Origin of the sequence: Psychrobacter sp. AOP5-GZ1-6 (assembly GCF_052376345.1) — a bacterium.
GTDB lineage: Bacteria > Pseudomonadota > Gammaproteobacteria > Pseudomonadales > Moraxellaceae > Psychrobacter.
Window position 1 is genome coordinate 1 of sequence record NZ_JBQSVP010000044.1, and the last position, 24,346, is coordinate 24,346.

Genomic DNA, 24,346 nt, shown 5'->3' on the forward strand with positions numbered 1-24,346 from the left:
ATGATTTCTGCTTCCATTTTCTCAGCCTCTACCATATCAAGGTAGGTCGACTAAAATGTATGTGATGATATTATTTTATAGGCAGTGATTTCGTTAACTGATCATTAGAGTTACCAGTAAATGTGGGTTCTGATTTATAAAGGCTCAAAAAACATCACGCTAGCCTCAGTCGGAGCATGAGGCTTATGGTCAGTATTCTTAGGAATAACGACCATTTCACCAGCATTCACTTCTATAGTTTTGTCTTTTAATATAATAAATAACTGTCCTGACAGTATGTGAAATAACTTGTCTTCATGTTCGTGATTATGCCACTCGTATTCGCCTTTTAGTTTGGCCAGTTTGACGGTCAACTGATTAAATTGTGCAATATCAGTAGGTTTCCAAAATGCTTTAATGTCATCCAGTTCATTCTTTATGTTGGCTATAAGTAGGCTCATTATTACTTCATCCTGATATATTAGTTACAGTTATCTATATTTGATTGATAATCATTTACATTAAAATGATTGTTTATTGCTAATAATGCTATGATTACTTCAAGAGTTGAAATTTTACGACTCATTCAAATGAATCTGTTTTATCTGGATGTAATAAAACATCTGTTCTCTACTCACTCAAACCACATCCTAAAACATTGTGATTATATTTTTATGGCAGACCTGAACACATTTTATGACCACTATCAGACCAAATATTGGGATTTTGATCGCCCTGATTCTGATTATTTGATTAAACGTCCAACTTACGATGGTAGCTCTGGTTATGGTGACTTGCTGAGCTTGCATAACGGTATTGTGCTCGGCCGAAACTGCATCACGGATGAGCAACCTGTGGTTGAACCGGCTGCGCCATTTTCTTGTGATGTTGGCATGCATTTGGTTGTAGATGCAAACTATACGTTACATGCTAGTAATTTACCTACCGATACAAACATCCACTCGAAGCAAGTTTGGCGACGATCAGGAGATTTTGGTGATATAAACTCTACTACCGATACTGAGTATTTGCAGAGACCATCCATAAATAGCCATGTAGTATCGATCGATTTTAATCAAGAGCTACTGTCACGTTGGGCAGAAAGCTTCGATTTGCCGGCTTGGTTATTGCCAGCTGACGATCAAGATCCTGAAATGGTTCAGGTCCGTTTATCAAATCAGCCACGGCTACTTGCTCGCGCCGCTTATATCCTCTCACTACCTTGTTACACTTTGAGTGATCGCTTGACTTTAGAGAGCCAAGCGTTACTTCTCTGTCAAGACATGCTAGGTATTCAGGACAAATCTGGTCGATTAATAAACCAAAAAAGCCAAATTGATCACGCCGTTGATATTATTCGCCAAGAGTACAAGCATAAGCTAACAATCTCCTTGTTGTCTCAACGAGTGGGTATAAACGAATGCTATCTAAAACAACAGTTCAAACAACAAACGGGCAAAACAATAGGTCAGTTCATCCGTGAATTACGTATGCAGGAAGCAATGCGTTTATTGTTAGATGAATATAAAAGTGTTCAGGAAACGGCATGGTATGTTGGCTATCATGATCCCAGTAATTTCAGCAAAGCATTCGCCAAATTTTATGGCGTCACTCCCACACAACTTATCTAGTCGGCCTATTTATGTCAAGCTGCTACTATTCTCTAAAATACGCTAAACAGGCCTTGAATACAGGCGAATTATTTACGCCAACCTCTTGCTGTGTTTGAGTTCATCTGATTTTTTGACATTGGAAAATGATTAGATGCCATTCTGAATAAGTTCCCTTATTCACCGTATAACTTCCCAGTTTCACCTTATACTCAATGTATCTATTCAAACAAGCATAGTATGATTGATTCTCATTTATACTTTAATGAAAAAATTCCCAGCAAATTGCTTTATAGGCTTGTGATGGTGTTCTGTAGAGTAAAAATTCATTCGTATCTATATAAGTCAGAAGAGTTTCAATAATGCGCTTACTATTTTTGTTACTCACTTTACTCTGTGCTATTTCTTTAATGCTGGGTTCAAAGCAGACGTCAATTGTCGCGCTCTTTAATTTTTCAAGCGACGCGTGGTTGACCATCACGGCCAGCCGTATACCGCGATTGATTGCACTGCTTTTAACAGGGGTAGGGTTGTCTGTCAGTGGTGTTATTCTGCAACACATTGTGCGCAATAAGTTCGTCGAACCTGCCACATCAGGTGGTTTGGATGCAGCCAAGCTTGGTATTTTGGTCTCACTAACGATGCTTCCTAGTGCCAGCACAAGCAATAAAATGCTATTTGCTATGCTCTTTTGTTTTGCAGCGAGTCTGCTTTTTATTTTTATCATCAGCCGTATTACCTTCAAAAACTCTGTGCTGATTCCTGTACTTGGGTTGATGTATGGCAGTGTGCTGAGTTCGATAGCTGAGTTTTATGCCTATCAGCATAATATTTTACAAAGTATGCAAGGCTGGTTGTTAGGAGATTTTTCGAGGGTTGTACAAGGTCAATATGAGCTTATTTATATCATTTTGCCCATTATTGTATTGGCTTATCTTTATGCGCATCGTTTCACGGTGATGGGCATGGGTGAGGAAATGGCAGCCAGTTTGGGATTGCGTTATGCTGCGACAGCTGCATTGGGGCTTATCTTAGTGTCGATGACCGTTGCGGCATCGGTTATCACTATTGGTGCGATACCTTTTGTCGGCCTTGTCATCCCTAATTTAGTCGCTCTGAAATATGGAGAAAACTTATCAAGAACATTGCCCATCGTTGCACTGGGCGGCGCTGGTTTACTGCTTATTTGTGATATTTTTGGGCGAGTCATTATCTATCCTTTCGAAGTCCCTATCGGGCTGACTGCTAGTGGGGTGGGCGGTGTGATTTTCCTCATGTTGATTATGAAGGGTGTCAAATGAGCCAAGCTGTAAAAATATGGACGATGCTGCTACTGATTCTTCTTTTGGCGCTTGTTTTCTTATTGATAGGCTCAGGATTAGATTTTGATTATTTGATTCCGAAACGCTTTATGCGTCTAGTAATCATTGTACTTGGTAGTGTCTGCTTAGCTGTTTCGTCCATTGTATTTCAAACCATTGTAGGTAACCGTATTTTATCGCCTTCAATTATGGGGTATGAGGCTGTTTATTTGCTGTGGCAAGCGCTGTTGCTCTTGGTTATGGGTACGAACGGGCTGATGATGCTAAGTGTCAGCGGTAATTTCATCGCATCCATCATGTTGATGCTGGTGTATTCGTGGGCACTGCATCGTTTGCTGTTACCTCGATGCAAAAGCGATGTCTTTATGCTGCTGCTATTTGGTCTGGTTTTGACAATGGTCATTGGCACGGTCACACAATTTATTCAGCTTCGTATCAGTCCAGGTGAGTTTTCGGTTTTTCAAGGGTTGAGCTATACCTCTTTTAATAGATCCAATCCTGAAACCGTTTGGTATGGCGTACTAGCGGTAGTAACGGTGTTATGGGTGAGTCGTAAGACGTTACCTGTTTTAGATGTGATGGCTCTCGGTCGTGAGCAATCGATGTCACTTGGTATCAATCATGCCAAATACGTCAAGTTGTATTTGGCTTTAATTGCCATCCTCGTCGCTGTGTCAACGAGCTTGATTGGCCCCACGGCCTTTATGGGCGTGTTCATTGCCAATATAGCTTATGCGCTTGCAGGAAGTAGTAAGCATAAAGTTACATTACCTATAGGTTGTGCGGTCTCTATAGCCATATTTTTGATTGCACAAATATTCGTTGAGCATGTTTTTAACTATAAAACCAGTGTCAGTATTCTTGTCAATCTGGTGTGTGGTATCTATTTTCTGGCATTGACTGTTCGTACTAGAGGGATTACATGATTACCGTTAGTAACCTCCATAAAAGTTATGGTAAAAAAGCCGTGCTATCTGATGTCTCTCTGGCGTTTCCAACGGGGCGTATCACCTCATTAATCGGTCCTAACGGTGCAGGGAAGTCTACTTTATTGATGATGATGGCTAGGTTATTGGAGCCGAGTAGTGGTTATGTGTCACTTGATGGTCAAAAAATCAGTGAAATTCGTACTTCTGAGTATGCTCATCATGTGGCCACACTGCGGCAGTCTCCGGGCTTTAATTTACGATTGACAGTGGAAGAGCTGATCTCTTTTGGACGTTTTCCGTATAGTCGTGGCTCGTTGACGATAGAGGATCGACAAATCATTGATGAGGCGATTGGTTTTTTAGCATTAGAGCCTTTACGTCACGCTTATTTAGATGAATTAAGTGGTGGTCAGCGTCAAATGGCTTTTTTGGCAATGACTATTGCGCAACAAACGGACGTGTTGTTATTGGATGAGCCTCTGAATAATTTAGATATGAAACATGCTGTGCAGATTATGCAAGCCCTACGTCGTCTATGTGATGAGCAGGGCCGTACGGTGATTTTGGTGATTCACGATATCAATTTTGCGGCCAATTATTCTGATTATATTGTGGCTTTGAAAAATGGTGCGCTTAGCTTCAGTGGAGTCTCTGCACAGGTTGTGACAGAAACCAATTTAAGTGAGCTATACGATCTTGATTTTGAAATTATTCGTAATGAACGTGGTTGCTTGTGCAACTACTTCAATTTATCAGGGGTAAAAGTATGAGTTTGAAAAAGAGCGGTTGGGTCTGGGCATTAGCGATCTCGGCAGCTATTCCACTGCAAGGATGTGAAAAAGAATCTACTCAATCTGTGCAGACGATACAAGCGCTAGACACACCTATTACCATCGATCATGAGCTTGGTACTACTGTCATTAATAATCGTCCGCAACGTGTCGCGGTACTGGATATGAATGAAGCTGATTTTTTGGATCAGCTTGATGTGCCAATTGCAGGCATGGTGAAAGATTATGTACCTCATTTTCTTGCTCAGTATAAAGATGATGCTAGTGTGGAGGATTTAGGCGCTATTGTACAACCGAATATGGAACGTATCCATGCACTACATCCTGATCTTATTTTGATGACGCCACTTCATGCGGCTCATTATCAAGAGCTGTCAGAAATTGCACCAACCCTACATTTCGATGTGAATTTTAATAACAGTCATCAGCAACATATAGCCAGTGTCAAAAATCACCTATTAACACTGGGTCGTATTTTTGATAAGGAAGCGTTGGCGGAGGAAAAGGTCAAGCAGTTAGATACAAGAGTTAAAGAGGTTCAGACCTTCACAAAAAATCGCCCAGAAAAAGCATTGGTTGTCTTACATAACAACGGAGCTTTTAGTAATTTTGGTGTGCAGTCACGCTATGGTTTTATCTTTAATGATTTGGGTGTCAAACCTGCAAGTACCACGGTAGGAACTAGCTTACATGGGCAGCCTATTTCTAGCGAATTCATACAGCAGGCGGATCCAGATATTATTTATATTGTGGACCGTACCGCTGTCATGGAGCGTCGCTCTGTTATAAGTCCTGATGACATTAGCAACCCTTTATTGCGTCAAACAAAAGCATGGAAAAATGGCCATGTCGTTTTTGTTGATGCGGATGCGTGGTATATAGCGGCTGCTAGTCCAACCTCGCTCAACATTATTATGGACGATGTTCTCAAAGGTTATCAGTCAATTTCCTAGATAAATTCTAAGACGAGAGAGGTTTTGAACTAGGGCGTGTCTTCCATTCACCCTAGAGCCAGTAAATAATTAAATGAGAAGCAGAAGGTTTTTTATCTAAAATTATTAATGATTATCATTTGTGTTTTTATTCGTATTTATATTTTTACAAAAATAAGAGGATGTTTTTATGTATCAACTTCAGCAGCTAAATCATAAAAGTAATGTTAAACGATGGACGACACAGACCAAACCGTCTTTCGCCCTTAATTATATTGTATCGGCAAAGCTTGCGATGGCTTTAGGCATAGCGGCTGGGACCGTATTTATATGTGTGCCATCAGCTTATGCACAGGAAGGTAGCGACCTGACCAGCAGTCAGCAAGTTAATGAATTGGATACCGAACAGCAAAACCAAAATATAGATTTAGGAGCCAATCAAGAGATACCAACTACCACACTACCAGCGATAACAGTAGTGGCTGAAGGCAACGATAATCAAACCTATTCTGGAGGGCAAGTAACTTATACCAATCATGTTGGATTTTTGGGAAACAAAGACTTTTTAGAAACACCATTTAGTGCTATTAGTTATACTGATAAATTTATTGAGGATCAGCAAGCCACAGATATTAGTGAGATTATTGCTGCAACGGATCCCTCTGTTTATACCAGTGGAGGAAGTGGAGAAAATCTTGAAAGTTATTCTATCCGTGGTTTTGCTTCGAATAGTAATGATGTGACAGTAAATGGGTTGTCTGGTATGGCGCCTTATTACCGCAGTTCACCTGAAATGTTTGAGCGTGTTGAGGTACTCAAAGGTCCATCAGCAATGCTCAATGGTATGTCACCTAACGGCTCTGTAGGTGGCTCTGTGAATCTAGTCACTAAGCGAGCAGGTGATGAGCCACTCACTCGATTGACGACTAAGTACATATCAGACTCGCAGCTTGGTGGGAGTGTAGATGTTGGTCGCCGATTCGGTGAAGATAAACAGTTTGGTGTGCGGATAAACGGTGCTTATAGAGATGGTGAAAGTGCGATTAATGACCAAGATAAAGAGGCTAAAGTGGGTTCTCTTGCCTTAGATTGGAAGGGCGAACGTGCACGAATTTCAGCGGATCTTTATGCGACGACAGAACATGTCGATGGGCCGACTCGTGGTATTACGGTAGCATCAGGCATTGACATTCCCAGCGCACCAGATCCAGATACGTTATTGAACCCAAGCTGGGCTTTTTATGATACTGAAACAAAAGGTGCAATAACACGCGGTGAGTTTGATGTGACTGATCAAACGACTGTCTATGCCGCCCTAGGTGCTAATAAAATGGAGTTTAAAGGACTCAGTGCAGCAAAAGCGCAGGTGTATAATTCTGATGGAGATATGACTACGACGATTGGATACGTTGCTGATGATAATGAAAGAGTCTCTATGGAAGTAGGGCTGAACAGCAATTTTTCGACAGGAATGATTGACCATCAGATTGCGGCGAATGTCACTCGTTACAATGAAGAGTACAATTTAAACGCTAAGTATTTTGACGCCACTTATACCTATGACACTAATATTTATAATCCAGTATGGGAAACGCCTAGCCTAAACTTTGATGTGCCGTTGTTATTGACGACTGACACAAATTTGACCAGCTACGGAATTGCAGACACTTTATCGTTTGATCAGGATAAATACCAACTCACCTTAGGTGCTCGGTATCAGCAGCTAGAAACAGAACAAACGGGAGGTATTTTATCCTCAGGTACTAAGTATGATGAAAGCGCTATAACGCCGTCAGTGGCGTTTCTTATAAAAATGACAGATCAAACTTCTTTGTATGCGAACTATATAGAAGGACTAAGCAAAGGCGCTACAGCACCAACAAGTGCAGAAAATTCAGGTGAAATATTTGCTCCTTATAAAACGAAACAAAAGGAAATAGGAATAAAAATGGATCGTGGCGAGTTTACTCATACCCTTAGTCTCTACGAAATTGAAAAACCCAATAGTTATACCGATACAGATACCAATGTTTTCTCTTATGCTGGTGAACAGCGTAATCGAGGTGTAGAGTGGGGGTTCTTTGGCTCGCCTGCTGAGAGTGTACGCTTGATGGGTGGTATTACCTATATTGATGCGAAGTTAACTAAAACAAATGATGGTGTTAATGAAGGCAATCAAGCTGCAGGTGTTCCAAAGTGGCAATCTAAAATTGGGGCAGAGTGGGATTTACCTTTTATAGAAAATCTAACGCTAACAGCGAATGCAAATGCCGTATCTAAACAATATCTTGAAAATGATAATACACAGTCGTTACCAGGTCACACCACATACGATATTGGAGCACGTTATCTAACTTCTGTTAATCAAACCCCTCTTACCATTCGAGCACGTGTTGATAACGTGATGAATAAGGCATATTGGACAACGGCATCTTACAACGATCTTGCCTTAGGTGATCCGCGTACATTTATGCTTTCAGCAACGATAGATTTTTGATTTGGATATGATTCTAGATAGAAAAAATTTGGATCTAATGGTGCATATGAGTTAGGAATAGAGCGTGTCATCAATTAGCACATTGAGTGGCCTTAAAATGGCTAAATTTTTCTAAACATCGTTAGGAATTTTGTCAATATTTTTAGGGTCTCAGGGCAGTACTGTTTTTTTACCAATATATGGCGACATTGTTTCAGCTAGAATAACTAGGCGTCAGAAATTTCACTGCATATTGTCTAAAAAATAGTAATTGTTAGCACCATATTTGAAGGTTCAATAGGCCCTATATTAACGGTAATTTCCTCCTTTTTTCTCTATCTACCATTTTTCTCATTTTAAGCCTTACAATCTAATTGAAAACATCTTTTAGTTAAAACGTTTAATTCAACTTATCTTTTGCCTTGAATGTTTCTAAAAATTGAAGTGCTGGAAAGTTATTGACAACGCAAATAATAATAATTATAATTTGCGTTATTATTTTTTACTATCATTACAAAAAAATAGTAAAAATAGGGTTGTCATCTGAGATGAGATTCTACTTATCTTTCAATAATTTTAGAGTAGTAAACGGCTCTTAAGTCTCGGTAAGTATTACTATGGCTATAGAGAGTCTTATTTAATTTGCATCGTCATATTTCTTGTTGATTATTATGAATTATAGTCGAATCACTATTAAAGTGTTACAGCGTTAGACTCACTTAGCCTACTACTGTAGTACTTGAGCTCGTCTGCCTTGTATCATTTTTAACATTGATTGACTATAGTACGATCACATGTGCACTTATCAGTATAAAAACTCAATGCTCAAATCTGCAAGAAGTTTCATTCAACAGTAAAATTCGATTTTAGGAATAGCAATGAGTGATTTTAATCCGAAAAAGCAGTTATTTTATGTTTTGAAAAATAAAAAAGTATTATTAATGCTGATGCCTTTTTTATTGACGTCAGCTGCTTATGCAGAAGATTCGGTGCTAAATAATGCAAACTCTGGGCAAGAGGTGTTACCTGAAACAACACTAGCACCTATTATTGTAACCGCATCACGCTCAGACGTAGAACGAGAAAAATCGCCTCAAACTGTACAAATCATTGAGCAAGACGAAATTGAACAACAATTACAGCTGTCTTCTAACTCATCTGATGTGCTGAGCAATTTATTACCTTCTTATACTCCAAGTAGGGGAAAAATGAACGGCAGTGGCGAAACTCTAAGAGGTCGCACGCCATTGATTATGATAGACGGTGTACCGCAGTCCAATCCGTTGCGGCCGACTGGCAGAGAGGCACACTCTATTGATTTTTCAATGGCAGAAAGAGTGGAAGTCGTTCAAGGGGCAAATGCGACTAATGGTATGGGTGCCACAGGTGGTATCATTAATATCATCACAAAAAAACCACAATCTGGTACCGCCAACCAGCATTTTGGCATTCAAGCAACGGCGCCAACGGATACGGTTAACTCAGACACTTTTAGTTATAAAGCCAATTACGGTATTAATGGTGTCGAAGGAGATATTGATTACTTACTGTCTTTATCTTATGAAGACCAAGGTAAATACTTGGACGGGGCTGGGCTTCAAATTGGTGTAGATAATACACAAGGCGATTTGATGGACTCCCACATGTATGATGTGCTGGCAAAGCTAGGCTATCAAATTGATGATGATCAGTATATTCAAGCCAGTATCAATCGTTACAAGATAGAGAATAAAAACAACTATACCAGCGTGGCTGGCAACAGAGAATCAGGTATTCCTACGACGTCTATTGAACAAACACCGCCAGGGGATGCTCCTCATAACGACGTATGGACATCGAGCATACGTTACGAAAACGCTGATATCGCTGGCATGAATCTTGACGCAATGGTATTTAACCAAGAGTTTGAAGGACTGTTTGGGGCGACTAACTCAGCCACTTTCCAAGACCCTAATATTGCTCCAGTAGGTGAGCTGTACGATCAATCCCGCACAAAAGCTTCAAAAATCGGTAGTAAAATCAGCCTAACCAACGATGATCTGATACAAGGGCGCCTGAAGGTAACGGGCGGTTTGGATACCCTTTATGACAAAGGTAAGCAAGACCTGTACGGCACTGGCAGAACCTATGTACCTTTGTCTACCTACACTAGTTATTCACCATTTCTCCAAACCGAAATTGCCGCCACTGATAAGTTAACGCTTCATGGCGGGATCAGAAGAGAGATTGGTACGCTAGAAACCGACGACTATACAACCTTGCCGCGCTATAACAATGTACTGGTCAAAGGTGGTGAGTTAGATTTTGAAGAGAGTCTATACAATGCGGGGATTGTGTATGCGCCTACACAGGATATATCTTTGTTTGCCAGTTATAGTGAAGGGTATTCTATCCCTGATATTGGTCGAGCGCTACGAGCCATTAATACGCCAGGGTTGAGTATAGAGAACCTCAACCAGCTTAAGCCGATTTTGACAGAAAATGTAGAGCTGGGTACACGCGTCAAGCTTGATAATACCAATTTAGATTTGAGTGTTTTTCAGTCAAGCTCAGACTTTGGCGACCGCTCGCGCTATAACGCAGAGACAGAAACATTCTTGATGGCACGCGAAAAAACCAGAATCCGCGGTTATGAAATGAGTATCTCACAAGCCTTTGATGATCATAAGGTTAAACTTTCTTATGCGCATACTGACGGTAAATATGACACCGATGACAATGGATCTCTTGATGGTCGACTAGGCGGGTTAGATATCGCTCCGAATCGTTTAAGTGCGTCATGGGGTGCAAGATGGACAGATAAAATTAATTCATACCTACAAGTTAATCATGCTTTTGACCGTAACTTTGACGGTCAAAATTTAGATTTTGATGGTTATACGCTGGTAGATGGTTCGATTTCTTATGAGCTGCCAAAAGGGGTTGCCAATCTTGCGGTATCCAATCTGTTAGACAAGGATTACATCACCTACTACTCACAAAGCGCCCTTGATAATGATGATCGCTATTTTGCAGGTCAGGGTCGAACCGTGACGGTTGGTTATTCAGTAGATTTTTAGGTAAGTCACTATAAATCAATACCGGAGCGTGATATTTTTCGCGCTCATTTTTATAGTGAGCAGGCCATAGACAGAATGAGAGAGAAAGCAGTTTGGCGATAAAATTTTTGGTAATAAAAGATAATGTAGGGCAGCGATTTCAAAAAAAAATAGGCAAAGTACTGAGTTTGATGTGCTTTGCCTTTATTACATTATATTTGGGGTTGTTTGCATTATCGGCACAGGGTGACGACACAAGCACACGCACCGTCAAGCACGCACTCGGTGAGACCGTTATTCATGGGCAACCAAAAAGAGTGGTAAGTCTGTTTCAAGGAGCAACAGATACGCTGGTTGCATTGGGCGTCGAGCCAGTGGGTGTGGTTGAATCTTGGGCGCAAAAACCCATGTATACCTACCTACGTCCACAGCTCAAAAATGTCACTTACGTGGGGCTAGAGACGCAGCCAAGCTTAGAAGATATTGCGCTTTTAGAGCCTGATTTGATCATCATCTCACGATATAGAAGTGAAAACATATATGGTATCTTATCGCAGATCGCACCGACGATCGCGTTAGAAGAAGTGTATGATTTTCGCCAAACCTTAAAAACGACGGGAAAGGCCCTCGGTAGAGGTGATAAAGCCAATCAATTGCTGGCGGATTGGCAAAAACGCATTATCGATACCCGTCACAATCTACAAACGCATTTTGGCAAAGATTGGCCACAAAAACTTTCTTTATTAGACTTTCGCTCTGATCATGTGCGTTTATATACGCCTAATAGCTTTTCCGGCTCTATCCTGTCAGATTTAGGTTTCAAATGGACAAAAGTCGTTGAAGACAGGCAGTGGGCACCGCAAAAGTTAGTGAGTAAAGAAAGTATTCCGCTTATTGATGCTGATATGTACTTTGTGATCATGAAAGATGATGCTACGGTAAAAAAGAACTATCAATCTTGGTCACAACATTTATTGTGGCAGCAAACACAAGCCGCTAAAACTCATCAGATTTATCACGTTGATAATATTTATTGGAGCTTGGCAGGCGGTATCATTAGTGCCAACTATATGCTCGATGAAGTGAATACGATTTTTCATCCTCCCTGTCGCAATCCCTCTCAATATCAGTATAAAGATTTATACCAAGATTCACATAAAGGAAAGTCGCAATGATTTCTCGGTGGAAAAATACCCAAAAGCCCTTCTTGATATTAACGATTGGCATCCTAATACTGATCATCAGTTTTGTTTTGAGTTTATGTATTGGCTCTACTTTTATATCACCAATCACTGCGATTCACGCTTTGTTCTATCCTGATCTATTAAATGTAGAACACATATTAGTGGCGACAACGCGGCTATCGCGAAGTGTGTTTGCGGTGGTGGTTGGTGGTTGTCTGGCTGTGGCTGGCTGCTTAATGCAAGCGCTGACACGTAATCCATTGGCGTCTCCAAGTATATTTGGCATCAATGCTGGTGCGACCTTCAGTATTATTGTTTGTTCAATGTTTTTTCAATTAGATTCGATGCAGCAATATATATGGATAGCATTAATGGGCGCCTTTGTCGCAGGCGCTATGGTTTATGCGATAGGAACGATGGGCACAGGTAGGTTTAACCCGATTAGAATTGTATTGGCAGGTGCTGCTATCACTGCACTTTTTGGCTCATTCACGCAAGCCTTATTAGTTATCGATCAAGAAGGTTTGGATAGTATTTTATTTTGGTTAGCAGGCTCAGTGGCGAATCGTTCGTTGGACATGCTGGCTACCTTACTGCCTTATATCGGTGTTGCACTGGTAGGGGCCTTGTTACTTGCCAAACCCATCAATATTTTGATGGCGGGTGATGAAATATCTAAAGGGCTGGGACAGCGGACAGCGTTGCTTCAAATGACCATGGGGTTAGCAATCACTGTGCTGGCAGGTTGTGCGGTCGCAATGGCAGGTAATATTGTCTTTGTTGGCTTAATCGTGCCCCATATTGTGCGAAAGCTGATGTCTATTACTATTTCTCATGAGTGGCTAATTCCTGGCTGTATGGTGTTTGGCGCTTTGTTACTATTGATTGCGGATATGGTGGCCAGAGTGGTTATTTTCCCTCAAGAGATTCCTATAGGTGTAATGACGGCATTTCTTGGTGCGCCACTATTTATCTATTTGATTAGGCGAGGCATGCGCCATGGTTAACACTTACTCGTTACGAATAGGCTCTTTTTCTCGCATTATCAATACCCGTACAGTGATCATAGTGACTGGGATATTCTGTTTAACGATCGCTCATTTATTACTGTCATTATGTATCGGTAAAATTCCGTTGTCGCTATCGCAAGTCATTAGTGTACTCAATGAGCTGGGAGTGACAGATAAAAGCGGTATTGGATTTATTGTTGATACGCTGAGATTTCCTCGTGTTGTCATGGCAGCCCTTGTAGGCATCGCCTTGTCTTTGTCTGGATTGATATTGCAAAGCATCGTTCGAAACCCACTGGCTTCTCCTGATATTTTAGGGGTGACGACTGGCGCATCAGCATCTGCTATCTTTTTTATGTCTTTTTTAGCACCCATTATGAGTATGCAATTACTGCCTGTATTTGCCATGATTGGGGCTTGGTTTACTGCTTTTCTCATTTACCTGTTGGCGTGGCAGCGAGGTATCACTCCGATGCGTTTGATTCTAGTTGGTATCGGTCTTTCCGCTGTGATGGGATCTATAACGACATTGTTATTGGTACTGAGTCCGCTAACATCTTCTTTATCCGCTTATGTTTGGTTGACGGGTAGCGTTTATGGCACTATCTGGCAAGATGTTCAGTACTTTACTATATGGCTATTGGGTTTGTTGCCTTTTTTAATGATGGCATCACGCTGTGTTAGTCTGCATGAGCTTGATGATAGTATTATGACGGGTTTGGGGCTCAAGCCTGAGCGTGAGCGGATGCTATTGCTCTTATTGGCTGTGGCTTTTGCTGCCATCGCGGTTGCTTATGCAGGCGCCATTGCATTTGTTGGTCTCGTTGCACCGCATATTGCAAAACAGCTGGTCGCCCGCAGTTTTACTGGTTTGGCAATCACCAGCTCATTAATTGGTGCCAATTTGGTCATGCTGGCTGATCTGATTGGACGAACGGCGTTTTTGCCATTGGACTTGCCAGCAGGCATTTTTGTGGCGGTAATGGGAACACCTTTCTTTGTTTACCTTTTAATCAGAAATAAATAAACTCGTGAAGGACGCAGCTATGAACTCATTACAAGGTCAGTCTTTGACGTTAAGCTACCATCAACAAGCAATCATTGAACAGTTAGATGTTGATATTCCTAAGGGGAAAATCACTGTGTTTGTGGGTAGCAATGGCTGTGGTAAAAGTACTCTATTAAAAGCGTTTGCTCGGCTTATTCATCCTAAGCAAGGTCAAGTCATCTTAAATGGCACTCATATCCAACAGCGATCAACAGCACAAGTGGCAAAAGAGCTTTCTATTCTTCCTCAGTCGCCGCAAGCACCTGAATCTATGAGTGTTTATCAATTGGTATGCATGGGCCGTTACCCGCATCAAAATTGGCTAAAACAGTGGTCAATAACTGATGAAGAAAAAGTCATGCAAGCGTTAAGACGTGCCAGCTTGTTAGACTTGAAAGACCGCTCAGTGGACTCTTTATCAGGAGGACAACGACAGCGAGCGTGGATTGCCATGACTTTGGCGCAGGATACAGATGTTATCTTATTAGATGAGCCAACGACCTATCTTGATCTTGCGCATCAAATTGATGTTTTGGATTTGCTTTATGATCTCAATCGTGAGGAGCATAAAACGATTGTCATGGTACTGCACGATTTGAATTTAGCTTGCCGTTACGCTCACTTTATGGTGGCGATTGCTGATAAAAGAGTTTTTGCTAAAGGAGACCCAGCAGACATATTGGATGCTCGAAATGTACGACATATTTTTGGTTTGGATTGCCATATTGCCACTGATCCTATATTTGGTACACCAATGTGTATACCGTTTGGCAAAGGCAACAAACGCGGTCATAGTGCTCCAAGGCAACAGATGATAGAAACTGTCAGTGTGTTGTCATGATGATTTATCCCTTTCCCACACCTTCTTATTCGACCTCGCATCCAGAGCAATGGCAGGTGCTCTGTGATTCTTTTGGCTTGATAGACGTGACCAACAGAAATGTTGAGACCTTAGTTCGGCTACCGCAATTATTAGATCCTGAAAAGTGTGAACGATTTTTATATCAACTCACGCCAATCATTCACTCACCCTCACTTAAAGTCACCGCTTCATTATTGAGTAAACGTTATGCTTACTTAGCCACCGCCGCTAGCTTGTATGCCATGACTCTCTATGATGCAGGTCTCGATATGTCAGCACAAAATTGTTTTTTGGATTATACCTATAAAGCGCGGATATGGCGCTCTCAAATGCCCATTCAAAATACTCAGGTCAGCCGCCCAGCAGATGCCGCACAACGCTCCGAGTGGCGGGATGAGGTGATCAGCCGCCTCTTCGCTGATAATCTAGCAGTATTTTGGCAGGTCATGATCGAGGTGACCAAGGTGCGGCCGCGTATTTTATGGGAAAATACAGCAGTCAGGGTTTATTCATTATATGAAAAAAAAATGAAGAGTACTTGTCCTGCCATTCGCAGTAGAATCATTGAAGATTATGATTACTTGCTTCATCAAGCCCGTCCTAAACTGTTTGGTATCGATCACAACCCATTGGCCCGTTATAATTTTCAAAAAATAAAATTAAGTGGCAGTGATAATGCGATACGTTTTAGAAAAAGCTGCTGCTTTTACTATGAGGCCACTGATTTTGAAGAATATTGCAGCAACTGCCCGTTGCTTCTAGCAAAAGACAAAAGAAAGAGAAGGGAGGGGCTTAAATAAGTAGAATAAACTCTCTAACACTTACGGCTGACCGAACACTTATTGTAGTATATCGACCATACTGACCTATATTCATAGTGTAATGAGATACTCGCGAAGTAGATTATTCTACAGTAAGCTAGTGGCTACTCGTGAGATCAAGGCATGAGTATTATCATCATTTTATGTCTTGTTTGGAACCGTTTTAGCCATCAGCAGTGCCTATTTGTGAATGTTCAACACGCCCTAATAAATTTTTGGCAAACCTATCGATATTATTCTTTGAGCACTAGTGTATGTCCTCATTTTTAACATGGGGTAAAAATGAGAAAAACTGTAGCTAAACCATGAAAGTGGTATTGAGGAAGTGCCTTAGCTTTAATTCAGTTCAGTTCTGGAAGGTATTCTTGTTCGTTTTTTCGTAGTATGTTATCTGTTCATTTAAGAGGTGATATCACCTCTAAATAAGTGAATAAATTCACCGTACCACTATTGATTTAGGGGTCTGATTAAAGAAACGACTAAAGGCCAAACTAAAATTTGAAGGATGTTGATAACCGACTGCGTAAGCTGTTTGAGCAACTTGATAGCCAGCTTGAAGAAGCTCCCATGCTTTATTCATACGAATTTCCAGCAACATTTGATAAGGACTGGTTTGATAGACTACTTTAAAACCTAGTTTCAATTTACTTTTACTTAATCCCACTTGGTGCCCAATATAAGCCAATGTCAAAGGCTGGTTCATATCATGAATCATCAAAGATTTCGCGTTTATGACTTTGATTTCATCTTGGTGGCTGATAGAAAGTTTTGGCGTTTCTGTATCGAACTCTCCCCCTAGTAATGAAAGCTGCTCACTCAGTAGGTTAAACGTCAAAATATTTTTTTCTAGTGGCCTTGCTGTCTGGTTATTCATTGATAGTGCTATTAAGCGTTTTATATAATATTGAGTGTGATTCGCTGTTTGTGCATGCCAATGCTGCTGTAGTGTTGATATCTTTTCAGCATCGGACTCAAAAAAGATGTCGTAACGCTTAAAAAGGCTACCATCAATGATAATGCGCAGTTGCCTGACTCTCTGAAACGCCTTATAAAGTCTTTCACCAACACTGTTGCCAAAGGTGGATAAGGTGGTGTGGTTAGAAGAAAAAACAAGGTCCTCGCTGATGCTGTTTTTGGAGTGATAGCGTGAACAGCCTTCTAGCCCATAAGCTAAGCTTAAGGTGGAATTACTTCTTTCTATAATACTTTCTTCAATAATGTCTCGGTTTGGGGTGTAACTTGAATAAACAATTGATAAACCCGGCTCTAGGACAAAGCAATCTATATAACACTCTCCTAAATCTTTTGCGACAGAATGCCTTTGCCAACCTTCATAAAAGCTATCGTCAGTAAAAAGAGCATTTTTATTGATTCTATACGCCATGTTTTTCTACTTCCTCTTTTTAGATATTTCCAGTTATTGCCAATTTATACCTGAAAAACCGCATTGAATATGTTTTTTAACTGAATGAATATGTATTTGAATGATAATCAATATCATAAAAGCCTATCATGTTTTTATATTCCGTAATAAAAAATATGCAGAGAAAAACATGACAAGACCATTGTTATCTCACGCTACGTTTCTTTTGAACATCACTCGTTTGACGACGACACTTATTTTTGCCGATAAAAACGCTGCAGAACTAGACAATGTATTACCAGTATTAACGTGATAATCAATAAAAAATAGCAAGCTTTATCCGCCACTGAGATTAGCGCGAGTGTTTACTATAACGAACAACTACAAGAAAAAGGTATAGATAGTTTAAGTCAATTAGAAGGGATATTTACTGCGTTAAGCCTCCGATCTTTGAACAATCCGGCATTATCTCGCCGAGATTAAGAGGCTTAATGGCTAATATCAATGCACTTTTCAGTTCAATATTATGTGTTCTCACGTTAAACGCACAAGGATGTGAAAGCAACTTTATGGGTAGTGAACAGAATTGGATTTTTACGCGCTTCATAATCGATCGTGTATGTACGCACTACGGAAGTAGTCCTCATGGTCAGTTTTTATTAAGGGCCTAGTAGAGGCAACGTACTTGAGAGAGGGGGTTTAAGTTTACCAATATTTATGAGCAAACAGAGTATATAGATTATTAATCTATGAACAATCTTGAAAACCGTGAATACGATGCTGTGGGCTATCAAAATAGCTATGTAACTGTTTACAGCATACCTTGGAACTTTAAGAGTATTAAGGAAATATAAATATGTCTTTATCAGATAACCATGAACTACAGCCATTTTGGGACCTTGCTGGTGCACAAGTAAAAATTCAAGCATTAAAAATAGCTCTTTCTAAATCCTTATTTGATTTATTGTTATCAGCGTCTAAGGTCGAAAAAATTGCATGTCATAAATCATTTATTCTTCCGTGGAATGTAAAAAACACTGAAGCTTGGCTGGACTTGTTATGGAGTATGGGGTGTCTAGAGAAAACCTTAGAGGAAACATCAGGTGAAGTACTGTACTCAACAAGCGAAATGGCAAAAAAGTATTTGGTCGCAAGCTCATCATTAGATTGTGCCCAAGCAGTTGCTTTTCGCCTGAGTATCTTACAAAAATTTTCCTCATGTTTTGAGGCACTATTGTACGCACCAGAACCAGCGTCTAAACAAGAAAACAATGTAGAACCAGCGCCTAATATGGCGGCCGCTTGGGCGAATGCAGCCAAAGAGCAAATTTTTCAAGAGCAACGAGCCGTTACGGTTCCAGTGCTTCATGAAATTATGGATTACCTTATGTCCTCCAGTGACGGTTTATCCCTAACGGAGCAAACATTTAAACAGATGCATTTTTTAGATTTAGGCGGTGGTCCAGGTTTATCGGCGTTGGCCTTAGCGAAGCGCTTTCCTGAAGCAACAGGGGTAGTGTTTGATTTTCCTGAAACCGTTGACGTCGCAGCGAAGAATATTTTAGCGGCGAGTGTGCAAGATCGTGTGTCCGTGCAATCTGGAAATTTGAATGTCTACCGGTCGCAAGACGCTGTTAATATCGTTGGAACCTTTGATCTGATCTGGTGTTCTTCCGTGTTACATTTTCTTGACCAGCCAGAAGAAGGCATAGCACGCATTGCTAAATTATTAAAACCTAATGGCTTACTTTTGATTCTTCATGCCGAGCAAACATTAGATAAAGAATACTGTGAACGGGTATTACCTTTTTATTTACCTATGGTAATGAAAGGAAACTATTTACCCAAACAAGGAGAAATACCCAAACTTCTTAATCAAAACAGCATAGATGTTATCGCCTCAAAGGACGTCGCGTGTTCGCCCATGGCGCCACTTTGGTTGCATGTAGGGAAGAAAAGTAATGCATAAACCTTCTTGTTTCAATTTCCACTTTATGATGGGCTTGGGTCGCCAGTACAGCCGTTATCGTGGCAGTCTGGGCAAGCCTTATTTACAGCTTTCATATTCAAAAACCTCCCCCTTGTTCAGTGGTGTCTACCTGTTCTATTGTCAATGTTATTGCCTTGCTTGGAATGTATTGGTTGGCCTCTATACTGTAATTAGATTGGAGCTTAATACTTGTCATAATGGAACTATTCATTGCGTTAGAACTATCTGCCGGAGTGATCTTTGGTTTAATTGTGATCCATAGCCATCAGGATTTATTGGCTAATAATTACGGTCTACAATCAAGTTTATTTTCCTTAGCTAGAATGCCTATTCCCATATCTACCAGATATCATATTGGAAATAATCGGTTATTCTGGTATGTATCCGAGGGTGATTTGAAGAGCTTGAACTGTGTGTACTTTATCATTGTATTGGATGATTAAAAAAGAAGGAGAAAGAGAATGAAATCGGAAAATATTAATATTGATGAAAAGCAAGAATATAAGAACGAAATTTCTTTAAGAGCACCTAAAAAATGGAAGTTAATGCTGTTGGTCTGGGTGTCTATTTATCCATTACTCAACATATTTTTCCCATTAATAATGCCTTATATTGGTCAATTACAACTGCCGATTAGGTTGTTAATTATGACCATTATAATTGTGCCAATCATGAGCTTTATATTAGGTCAGTTACATAAAAAATTTCACCTATGGCTAAGGAAATAAACCTCTTTGAATTATAAAGTATGTAGTGACATAATTAAACTGACAGAGAATAAGTAATTATCTACAAACGGTATTTATTATCACAGATCGGCAAGATTAGTATCTCCCCAAAGTGGACCAATTGGGCATACGAGTAAGAATGAGGCTGAAACCTAGTAATCTATAAGTTGAGATAACTGATAATCTAATTATTCTACAATAAGAGAACTATTTCCTACCTACATGCTAGAAGGAATCAGTTTCGTTTTCCTACTAATATTCGGCAGTTGAGTAGCACTGGTTATCAAACCCCAATATCAAGTCCCTTATCTAGATAAGAAATAGAATAGATAAAGCCTTTCAAAATATGAAGTCTAAAGCTTGAAAGGCTTTTTTTATTTTGAGGGTGGGGGTTATTTTTATGTCTTGAATAAGTTCGAACGACCTAAAAAGATGAGAGTAAGCATTGAAGATATTCGGTATCTTGTATGAAAAGGGATCGTAAGTGATGAAATGTTATGATGCTATACGATATTAAAGGCCCTCATAACTGGTAGGTTGTGAGGGCTTTTGATTATGTCTAAATACTTTGATTATGTCTAAATACTTTGATTATGTCTAAATACAATGATTGGTGCGCCCACCACGCATCGACTAATACACCTTAATCCTTAAAATATAAGGTCTATAGGATTTGTTTTATTAATTTTAACAACAAATTTAACAACTTATATAACGCCATCAACTTGCCATCCGCTCAATGTTATCTTTTATATCACAAGCGACCTTATTTGATAACTCTTTTTCAATATCATAGTTGTCAATGATAGTTAAAAACGCTTCAGCGACTGATGCTACTTGATCAATCATTGTTTGAGCTTTATTTTTCTTAATATCAGCTGCTTTAGCCAGTTTCAGTAAGTCAGATCGAGTAGGGTGCTTCGCTTCACCTGTCACATCCATTTGATGATAACCATTCATTCCTGAGTTATAAGCAAGATCATAAACGGGCGCTAATGACCACCTGCCAGCTTTGTCCATCATAAAAGAGAAGTTTTTGCTATGGTCGTCTTTATTATTAAAAATCACATTAAATACCGCATGTCTAAAACCGTCTTCTACCGCGGCTTGTGACCCAGTTAACATACGCACACAGCGCAAATACTGCAGATAATCTAGCGATGGGATGCGAAAATCAATGTCTAATAAGCCTGCCAGCGTATGAGTATGCACGCGCTGATCGCCTATTCGGTCAAAACGTTCAACCCCAAACGCGGCATAGTCGTTATTAATATCAAAATAGTGATGCGCTGGCATGTTAAGACCTGCTTGTTTTGCCATATCAGCGTAAAGCGCTTCTAATAGACAGACGCTTTTGTGCTCAGACTGAGCAGGGAACTTGATAAGCCAAGGTGTTGCCGGTGGGTTTGCGCGGGTTAAATCAGTAGTGATAAAATCACTTGCCTCATCATATAAAACCAACGCTTTTGGTCTAGCGCCCTGAGGGGAGCCGCCAATAACGATAAGCTCAGCCAATATGTCACTGTCTTGACCCGATAGAATGGTTTGATTGGCAGCCGCAAGCTTCGCTAAAGTCAGCTCCGGCATATCAATAGCATCAGATAAATCATGCTCAGGTTCAAAGCTCAGGGCGCCCATGGCTGAATCGCCAATATAAGCCAAGCGATCTAAAACATTAATTTGCTGTATAGGTTTGTCCATAACCTTCCGAAAAAACCTATCCATCAGCAGCATGCCCCAACCATCAGGCAAGCTATCTGACAACAGACCGCAAAGATAATGACTGGACGCATGACTGCCATAATAAGGCGCACTGCGTAGTGGCATCTCGATAGGCGATATCTCTAAACCATCAGCAATCCACGCCGCATCATAGCCAAATACAGGGCGGCGTCCGTCCATTGTGAGCTGACCGATAAGACGTTTAGATCCAAAGCCTTTATAATAGACATTAATAACAGATATTGGTTGGTACATAGCGTTACTCGCTAGCTTTATTTGATGCTCGCAGGCGTGGGTTTTGTTTAGCGATAATGTCTTCAATACTGCTAGGTTTGATGTCAAACAATTCGGCAAAATGATTAATCATACCAAGTGCAATGGCAAGCCGGATTACATTATCTAGCGTGCCACCTTGTCCCGACTCAATGCGAGCCACTGTACTGACACCAACACCTGCTTTTTCTGCTAGAGTAGCTTGGGTTAGATTGAGTACCAATCGCTGCGTTTTTAGGCGCTCACCCAAAATGACAGCTATCTCACTTGGCGTATAAAAATCAAATCGCATATTATATTAATCGCTCATAATTGGATGTTTAAGTGCTATTATAGCATTTAAAGACTCAAATATGAATGATGGTGTATATAAGTAATAAGTTGACAGCAAATTATATTGCTCTAGCACTCATCTTTAGTGTCATGAATCATGCGGAAAATATTAAAATATAGTTTTAACCCTTTAAAGTATAGCGCTTGTGAAGCAAGAAGATGTCGCAAGGCTATCGTCAGAGTTTCAATAGAGCTCTATTCATATTTATCAGTCAGATAGGTTGGGATATCAATTTTAGTTTACTGTTATTAGCGATTCAGATATATTACATACCATTTGTGCAAGGATAGATGATGAATTTCGTGACTATTGATGTGGAAACTGCTAACTCAGATGTCGGCTCTATTTGCCAAATAGGAATGGCGAAATATATCAAGGGTAAGCTGGTAGATACTTACTGTCATTTTATCAGACCAGCGTCTAGCTTTAGTCGAGTAAATACAGGCATTCACGGTATCGATACCATGCAAGTTAAAGACGCGCCGTCTATGTTTGATATTTATGGCAATATCATTCAGTTTGTTGGGAACAATATGGTGGTCAGTTACACCGATTTTGATCAAAGAGCGATAACCAAATGCTTAGATGATCATAATTTACCGCTACCTTCTTGGCAATGGGTGGACGCCTCACGCATGGTACGTGATACTTGTCAGCGCTTTAAGGATTCAGGATATAACCTTGCCAATGTGTGCCGCGAGTGGCGATATGATTTTAACCATCATGACGCCTTAGAAGATGCTAAGGCATGCGGTTTTGTGACAACTACGATTCTTAGAGAAAATAGCGCCTGCATTACAGAGTGGTTACAAGACGCCTCATCTCAATCAAAAAACAAACATACGCCGCCGCGATTCCCTCAAAATCGAGCGATAGCAGGCAATAAAGAGGGGCGGTTTTTTGGACTAAATATTTGTTTTACAGGTGAGCTGTCCATAAAGCGGGCCGAAATTACTGAGATTGCTGCAAAGCAAGGATTCCATGTTAAGGCAGGTGTGTCCAAAAAGCTTGATTACTTGGTTGTGGGAACGCCCGACTTAGCCGTACTAAATGGACATGATAAAAGCAGTAAACAGCGCAAGTCTGAGGCGTTGATAGCAGAAGGTAGTGATATCAGTATTATTACAGAGTATGAGTTTCTTAAAATACTAAAACTATAGTTTGATTCTTTGTTTTTTATAATGGGCTTCATAGATAATGAAAAACTTCATTGATAACGTCATGGCACGGTTTAAAGAAAAATACGATGCCAAGGACAATGATACAAAGTCCACTTTTATCGATTTGCCGCCTGATATAAAACAGTCAAGTCGTACGAGCCAATACGATAACAGTGACTCAGATGATATCGATAACCTAGCGACGTTTGTCCTCTCATCAGACGACTTAACAAGCCGTCAAAATGACCAAATTATACCCTCAAATCAAAACCTCAAAAAAGGACGCTGGGTCACTCAGTACGAGTCCATAACGATTCATGGTCGCACAATTGAACGGGGATTTATTTATGTGGGTGCGCAGCTTGATACATTGGTCGGCTATGGTATTGAGCCCTCATTAATAGATGAGCGCTTATCAGTCAGTCCGCCGAAATTCATACATAGCATGACCACCATTTATAGTGATGAGTCGCTTGGATACTGGCCAGCTTACGTGCAGCTTTCACCCGCATGCCGCGGCATTTATTTAGACTGGTTGGCGTCAGATCGTACCCATCCTAATATACCCATCGGTTACGTGTTTATTTACTTCAACGGGCTTGAGCGCCGCGTGATTGAAAGTATCAGTGAAGATAATGTCTCTGACGATGAGTTCATTAGCCTCTATAATGAAGTGTATCGTTTGCATACGATTTATGGCGAGCAGTCCTCTTTTTATAACTTCTTAGATTAACACATGAAGTGCAATACCAAATGCAAGGTGAAAAAAAGACC

The 24,346-nt window shown here is 40.4% G+C and carries 21 protein-coding genes; 17 read left to right on the forward strand and 4 right to left on the reverse strand.

What is annotated here, in order from left to right; translation table 11 throughout:
- Nucleotides 1–134: 134 nt before the first annotated feature.
- Nucleotides 135–440: a cupin domain-containing protein gene (locus ACT3RN_RS07695; protein ID WP_192520570.1), complete on the reverse strand. Its 306-nt coding sequence runs from the start codon at nucleotides 438–440 to the stop codon at nucleotides 135–137.
- A 213-nt stretch (nucleotides 441–653) separates the two neighbouring features.
- On the opposite strand from ACT3RN_RS07695, the gene ACT3RN_RS07700 reads away from it, so the two are divergent.
- From ACT3RN_RS07700 to ACT3RN_RS07755, 12 genes are all read left to right on the forward strand, one after another.
- Nucleotides 654–1,610: a helix-turn-helix domain-containing protein gene (locus ACT3RN_RS07700; protein ID WP_192520569.1), complete on the forward strand. Its 957-nt coding sequence runs from the start codon at nucleotides 654–656 to the stop codon at nucleotides 1,608–1,610.
- A 341-nt stretch (nucleotides 1,611–1,951) separates the two neighbouring features.
- The gene (locus tag ACT3RN_RS07705; protein ID WP_444518545.1) at nucleotides 1,952–2,890 is read left to right on the forward strand and encodes an ABC transporter permease; all 939 of its coding nucleotides are present in this window, start codon (nucleotides 1,952–1,954) and stop codon (nucleotides 2,888–2,890) included.
- Entirely contained in the window at nucleotides 2,887–3,837 is a 951-nt protein-coding gene (locus ACT3RN_RS07710; protein WP_192520567.1) for an iron chelate uptake ABC transporter family permease subunit, read from the forward strand. The genes ACT3RN_RS07705 and ACT3RN_RS07710 overlap by 4 nt, the downstream gene beginning before the upstream one ends.
- Nucleotides 3,834–4,610, forward strand: coding sequence for an iron ABC transporter ATP-binding protein (locus ACT3RN_RS07715; RefSeq protein ID WP_192520566.1), 777 nt, complete (start codon nucleotides 3,834–3,836; stop codon nucleotides 4,608–4,610). Before ACT3RN_RS07710 ends, ACT3RN_RS07715 begins: the two co-directional genes overlap by 4 nt.
- Nucleotides 4,607–5,584 (forward strand): siderophore ABC transporter substrate-binding protein, encoded by a 978-nt coding sequence (locus tag ACT3RN_RS07720; protein WP_444518546.1) that lies wholly within the window; start codon nucleotides 4,607–4,609, stop codon nucleotides 5,582–5,584. Before ACT3RN_RS07715 ends, ACT3RN_RS07720 begins: the two co-directional genes overlap by 4 nt.
- Before the next feature lie 169 nt (nucleotides 5,585–5,753).
- Nucleotides 5,754–8,060 carry a TonB-dependent receptor gene (locus ACT3RN_RS07725; RefSeq protein WP_444518547.1) on the forward strand — a complete coding sequence of 769 codons (2,307 nt, stop codon included), beginning with the start codon at nucleotides 5,754–5,756 and terminating at the stop codon, nucleotides 8,058–8,060.
- 857 nt (nucleotides 8,061–8,917) lie between these two features.
- Nucleotides 8,918–11,098, forward strand: a complete 2,181-nt coding sequence (locus ACT3RN_RS07730; RefSeq protein ID WP_442064489.1) for a TonB-dependent receptor — start codon at nucleotides 8,918–8,920, stop codon at nucleotides 11,096–11,098.
- Between the two features lie 92 nt (nucleotides 11,099–11,190).
- Complete coding sequence (locus tag ACT3RN_RS07735) at nucleotides 11,191–12,252, forward strand: ABC transporter substrate-binding protein (protein ID WP_442064490.1); 1,062 nt, start codon at nucleotides 11,191–11,193, stop codon at nucleotides 12,250–12,252.
- A complete protein-coding gene (locus tag ACT3RN_RS07740; protein WP_442064491.1) occupies nucleotides 12,249–13,268 on the forward strand; it encodes a FecCD family ABC transporter permease in 1,020 nt (339 codons plus the stop codon). The genes ACT3RN_RS07735 and ACT3RN_RS07740 overlap by 4 nt, the downstream gene beginning before the upstream one ends.
- Nucleotides 13,261–14,298, forward strand: coding sequence for a FecCD family ABC transporter permease (locus ACT3RN_RS07745; RefSeq protein WP_442064492.1), 1,038 nt, complete (start codon nucleotides 13,261–13,263; stop codon nucleotides 14,296–14,298). The genes ACT3RN_RS07740 and ACT3RN_RS07745 overlap by 8 nt, the downstream gene beginning before the upstream one ends.
- 19 nt (nucleotides 14,299–14,317) lie before the next feature.
- Entirely contained in the window at nucleotides 14,318–15,160 is an 843-nt protein-coding gene (locus ACT3RN_RS07750; RefSeq protein WP_442064493.1) for an ABC transporter ATP-binding protein, read from the forward strand.
- A complete protein-coding gene (locus ACT3RN_RS07755; RefSeq protein WP_442064494.1) occupies nucleotides 15,157–15,981 on the forward strand; it encodes an IucA/IucC family C-terminal-domain containing protein in 825 nt (274 codons plus the stop codon). The genes ACT3RN_RS07750 and ACT3RN_RS07755 overlap by 4 nt, the downstream gene beginning before the upstream one ends.
- 457 nt (nucleotides 15,982–16,438) lie before the next feature.
- Here ACT3RN_RS07755 and ACT3RN_RS07760 read toward each other — a convergent pair whose 3' ends face one another.
- The gene (locus ACT3RN_RS07760) at nucleotides 16,439–17,386 is read right to left on the reverse strand and encodes a helix-turn-helix transcriptional regulator (protein ID WP_442064495.1); all 948 of its coding nucleotides are present in this window, start codon (nucleotides 17,384–17,386) and stop codon (nucleotides 16,439–16,441) included.
- 169 nt (nucleotides 17,387–17,555) lie between these two features.
- Between ACT3RN_RS07760 and ACT3RN_RS07765 the strand changes: the two genes are divergently transcribed.
- The 3 genes from ACT3RN_RS07765 to ACT3RN_RS07775 all read left to right on the forward strand — a co-directional run bounded on the left by ACT3RN_RS07765 (nucleotide 17,556) and on the right by ACT3RN_RS07775 (nucleotide 20,083).
- Nucleotides 17,556–17,678 carry a hypothetical protein gene (locus tag ACT3RN_RS07765; RefSeq protein WP_444518548.1) on the forward strand — a complete coding sequence of 41 codons (123 nt, stop codon included), beginning with the start codon at nucleotides 17,556–17,558 and terminating at the stop codon, nucleotides 17,676–17,678.
- 543 nt (nucleotides 17,679–18,221) lie between these two features.
- Entirely contained in the window at nucleotides 18,222–19,334 is a 1,113-nt protein-coding gene (locus tag ACT3RN_RS07770; protein WP_443556415.1) for a methyltransferase, read from the forward strand.
- Between the two features lie 482 nt (nucleotides 19,335–19,816).
- Complete coding sequence (locus tag ACT3RN_RS07775; RefSeq protein WP_443556413.1) at nucleotides 19,817–20,083, forward strand: hypothetical protein; 267 nt, start codon at nucleotides 19,817–19,819, stop codon at nucleotides 20,081–20,083.
- Between the two features lie 720 nt (nucleotides 20,084–20,803).
- Here ACT3RN_RS07775 and ACT3RN_RS07780 read toward each other — a convergent pair.
- Together ACT3RN_RS07780 and ACT3RN_RS07785 are read right to left on the reverse strand one after the other, a co-directional pair.
- A complete protein-coding gene (locus ACT3RN_RS07780; protein WP_192520901.1) occupies nucleotides 20,804–22,060 on the reverse strand; it encodes a type II toxin-antitoxin system HipA family toxin in 1,257 nt (418 codons plus the stop codon).
- A gap of 4 nt (nucleotides 22,061–22,064) precedes the next feature.
- Complete coding sequence (locus tag ACT3RN_RS07785; protein WP_192520902.1) at nucleotides 22,065–22,370, reverse strand: helix-turn-helix domain-containing protein; 306 nt, start codon at nucleotides 22,368–22,370, stop codon at nucleotides 22,065–22,067.
- 335 nt (nucleotides 22,371–22,705) lie between these two features.
- Between ACT3RN_RS07785 and ACT3RN_RS07790 the strand changes: the two genes are divergently transcribed.
- On the forward strand, nucleotides 22,706–23,572 hold the full coding sequence (locus ACT3RN_RS07790) for an exonuclease domain-containing protein (RefSeq protein ID WP_192992414.1): 867 nt from the start codon (nucleotides 22,706–22,708) through the stop codon (nucleotides 23,570–23,572).
- A 37-nt stretch (nucleotides 23,573–23,609) separates the two neighbouring features.
- Nucleotides 23,610–24,305 carry a TerB N-terminal domain-containing protein gene (locus ACT3RN_RS07795; RefSeq protein ID WP_444518549.1) on the forward strand — a complete coding sequence of 232 codons (696 nt, stop codon included), beginning with the start codon at nucleotides 23,610–23,612 and terminating at the stop codon, nucleotides 24,303–24,305.
- Nucleotides 24,306–24,346 lie beyond the last annotated feature (41 nt).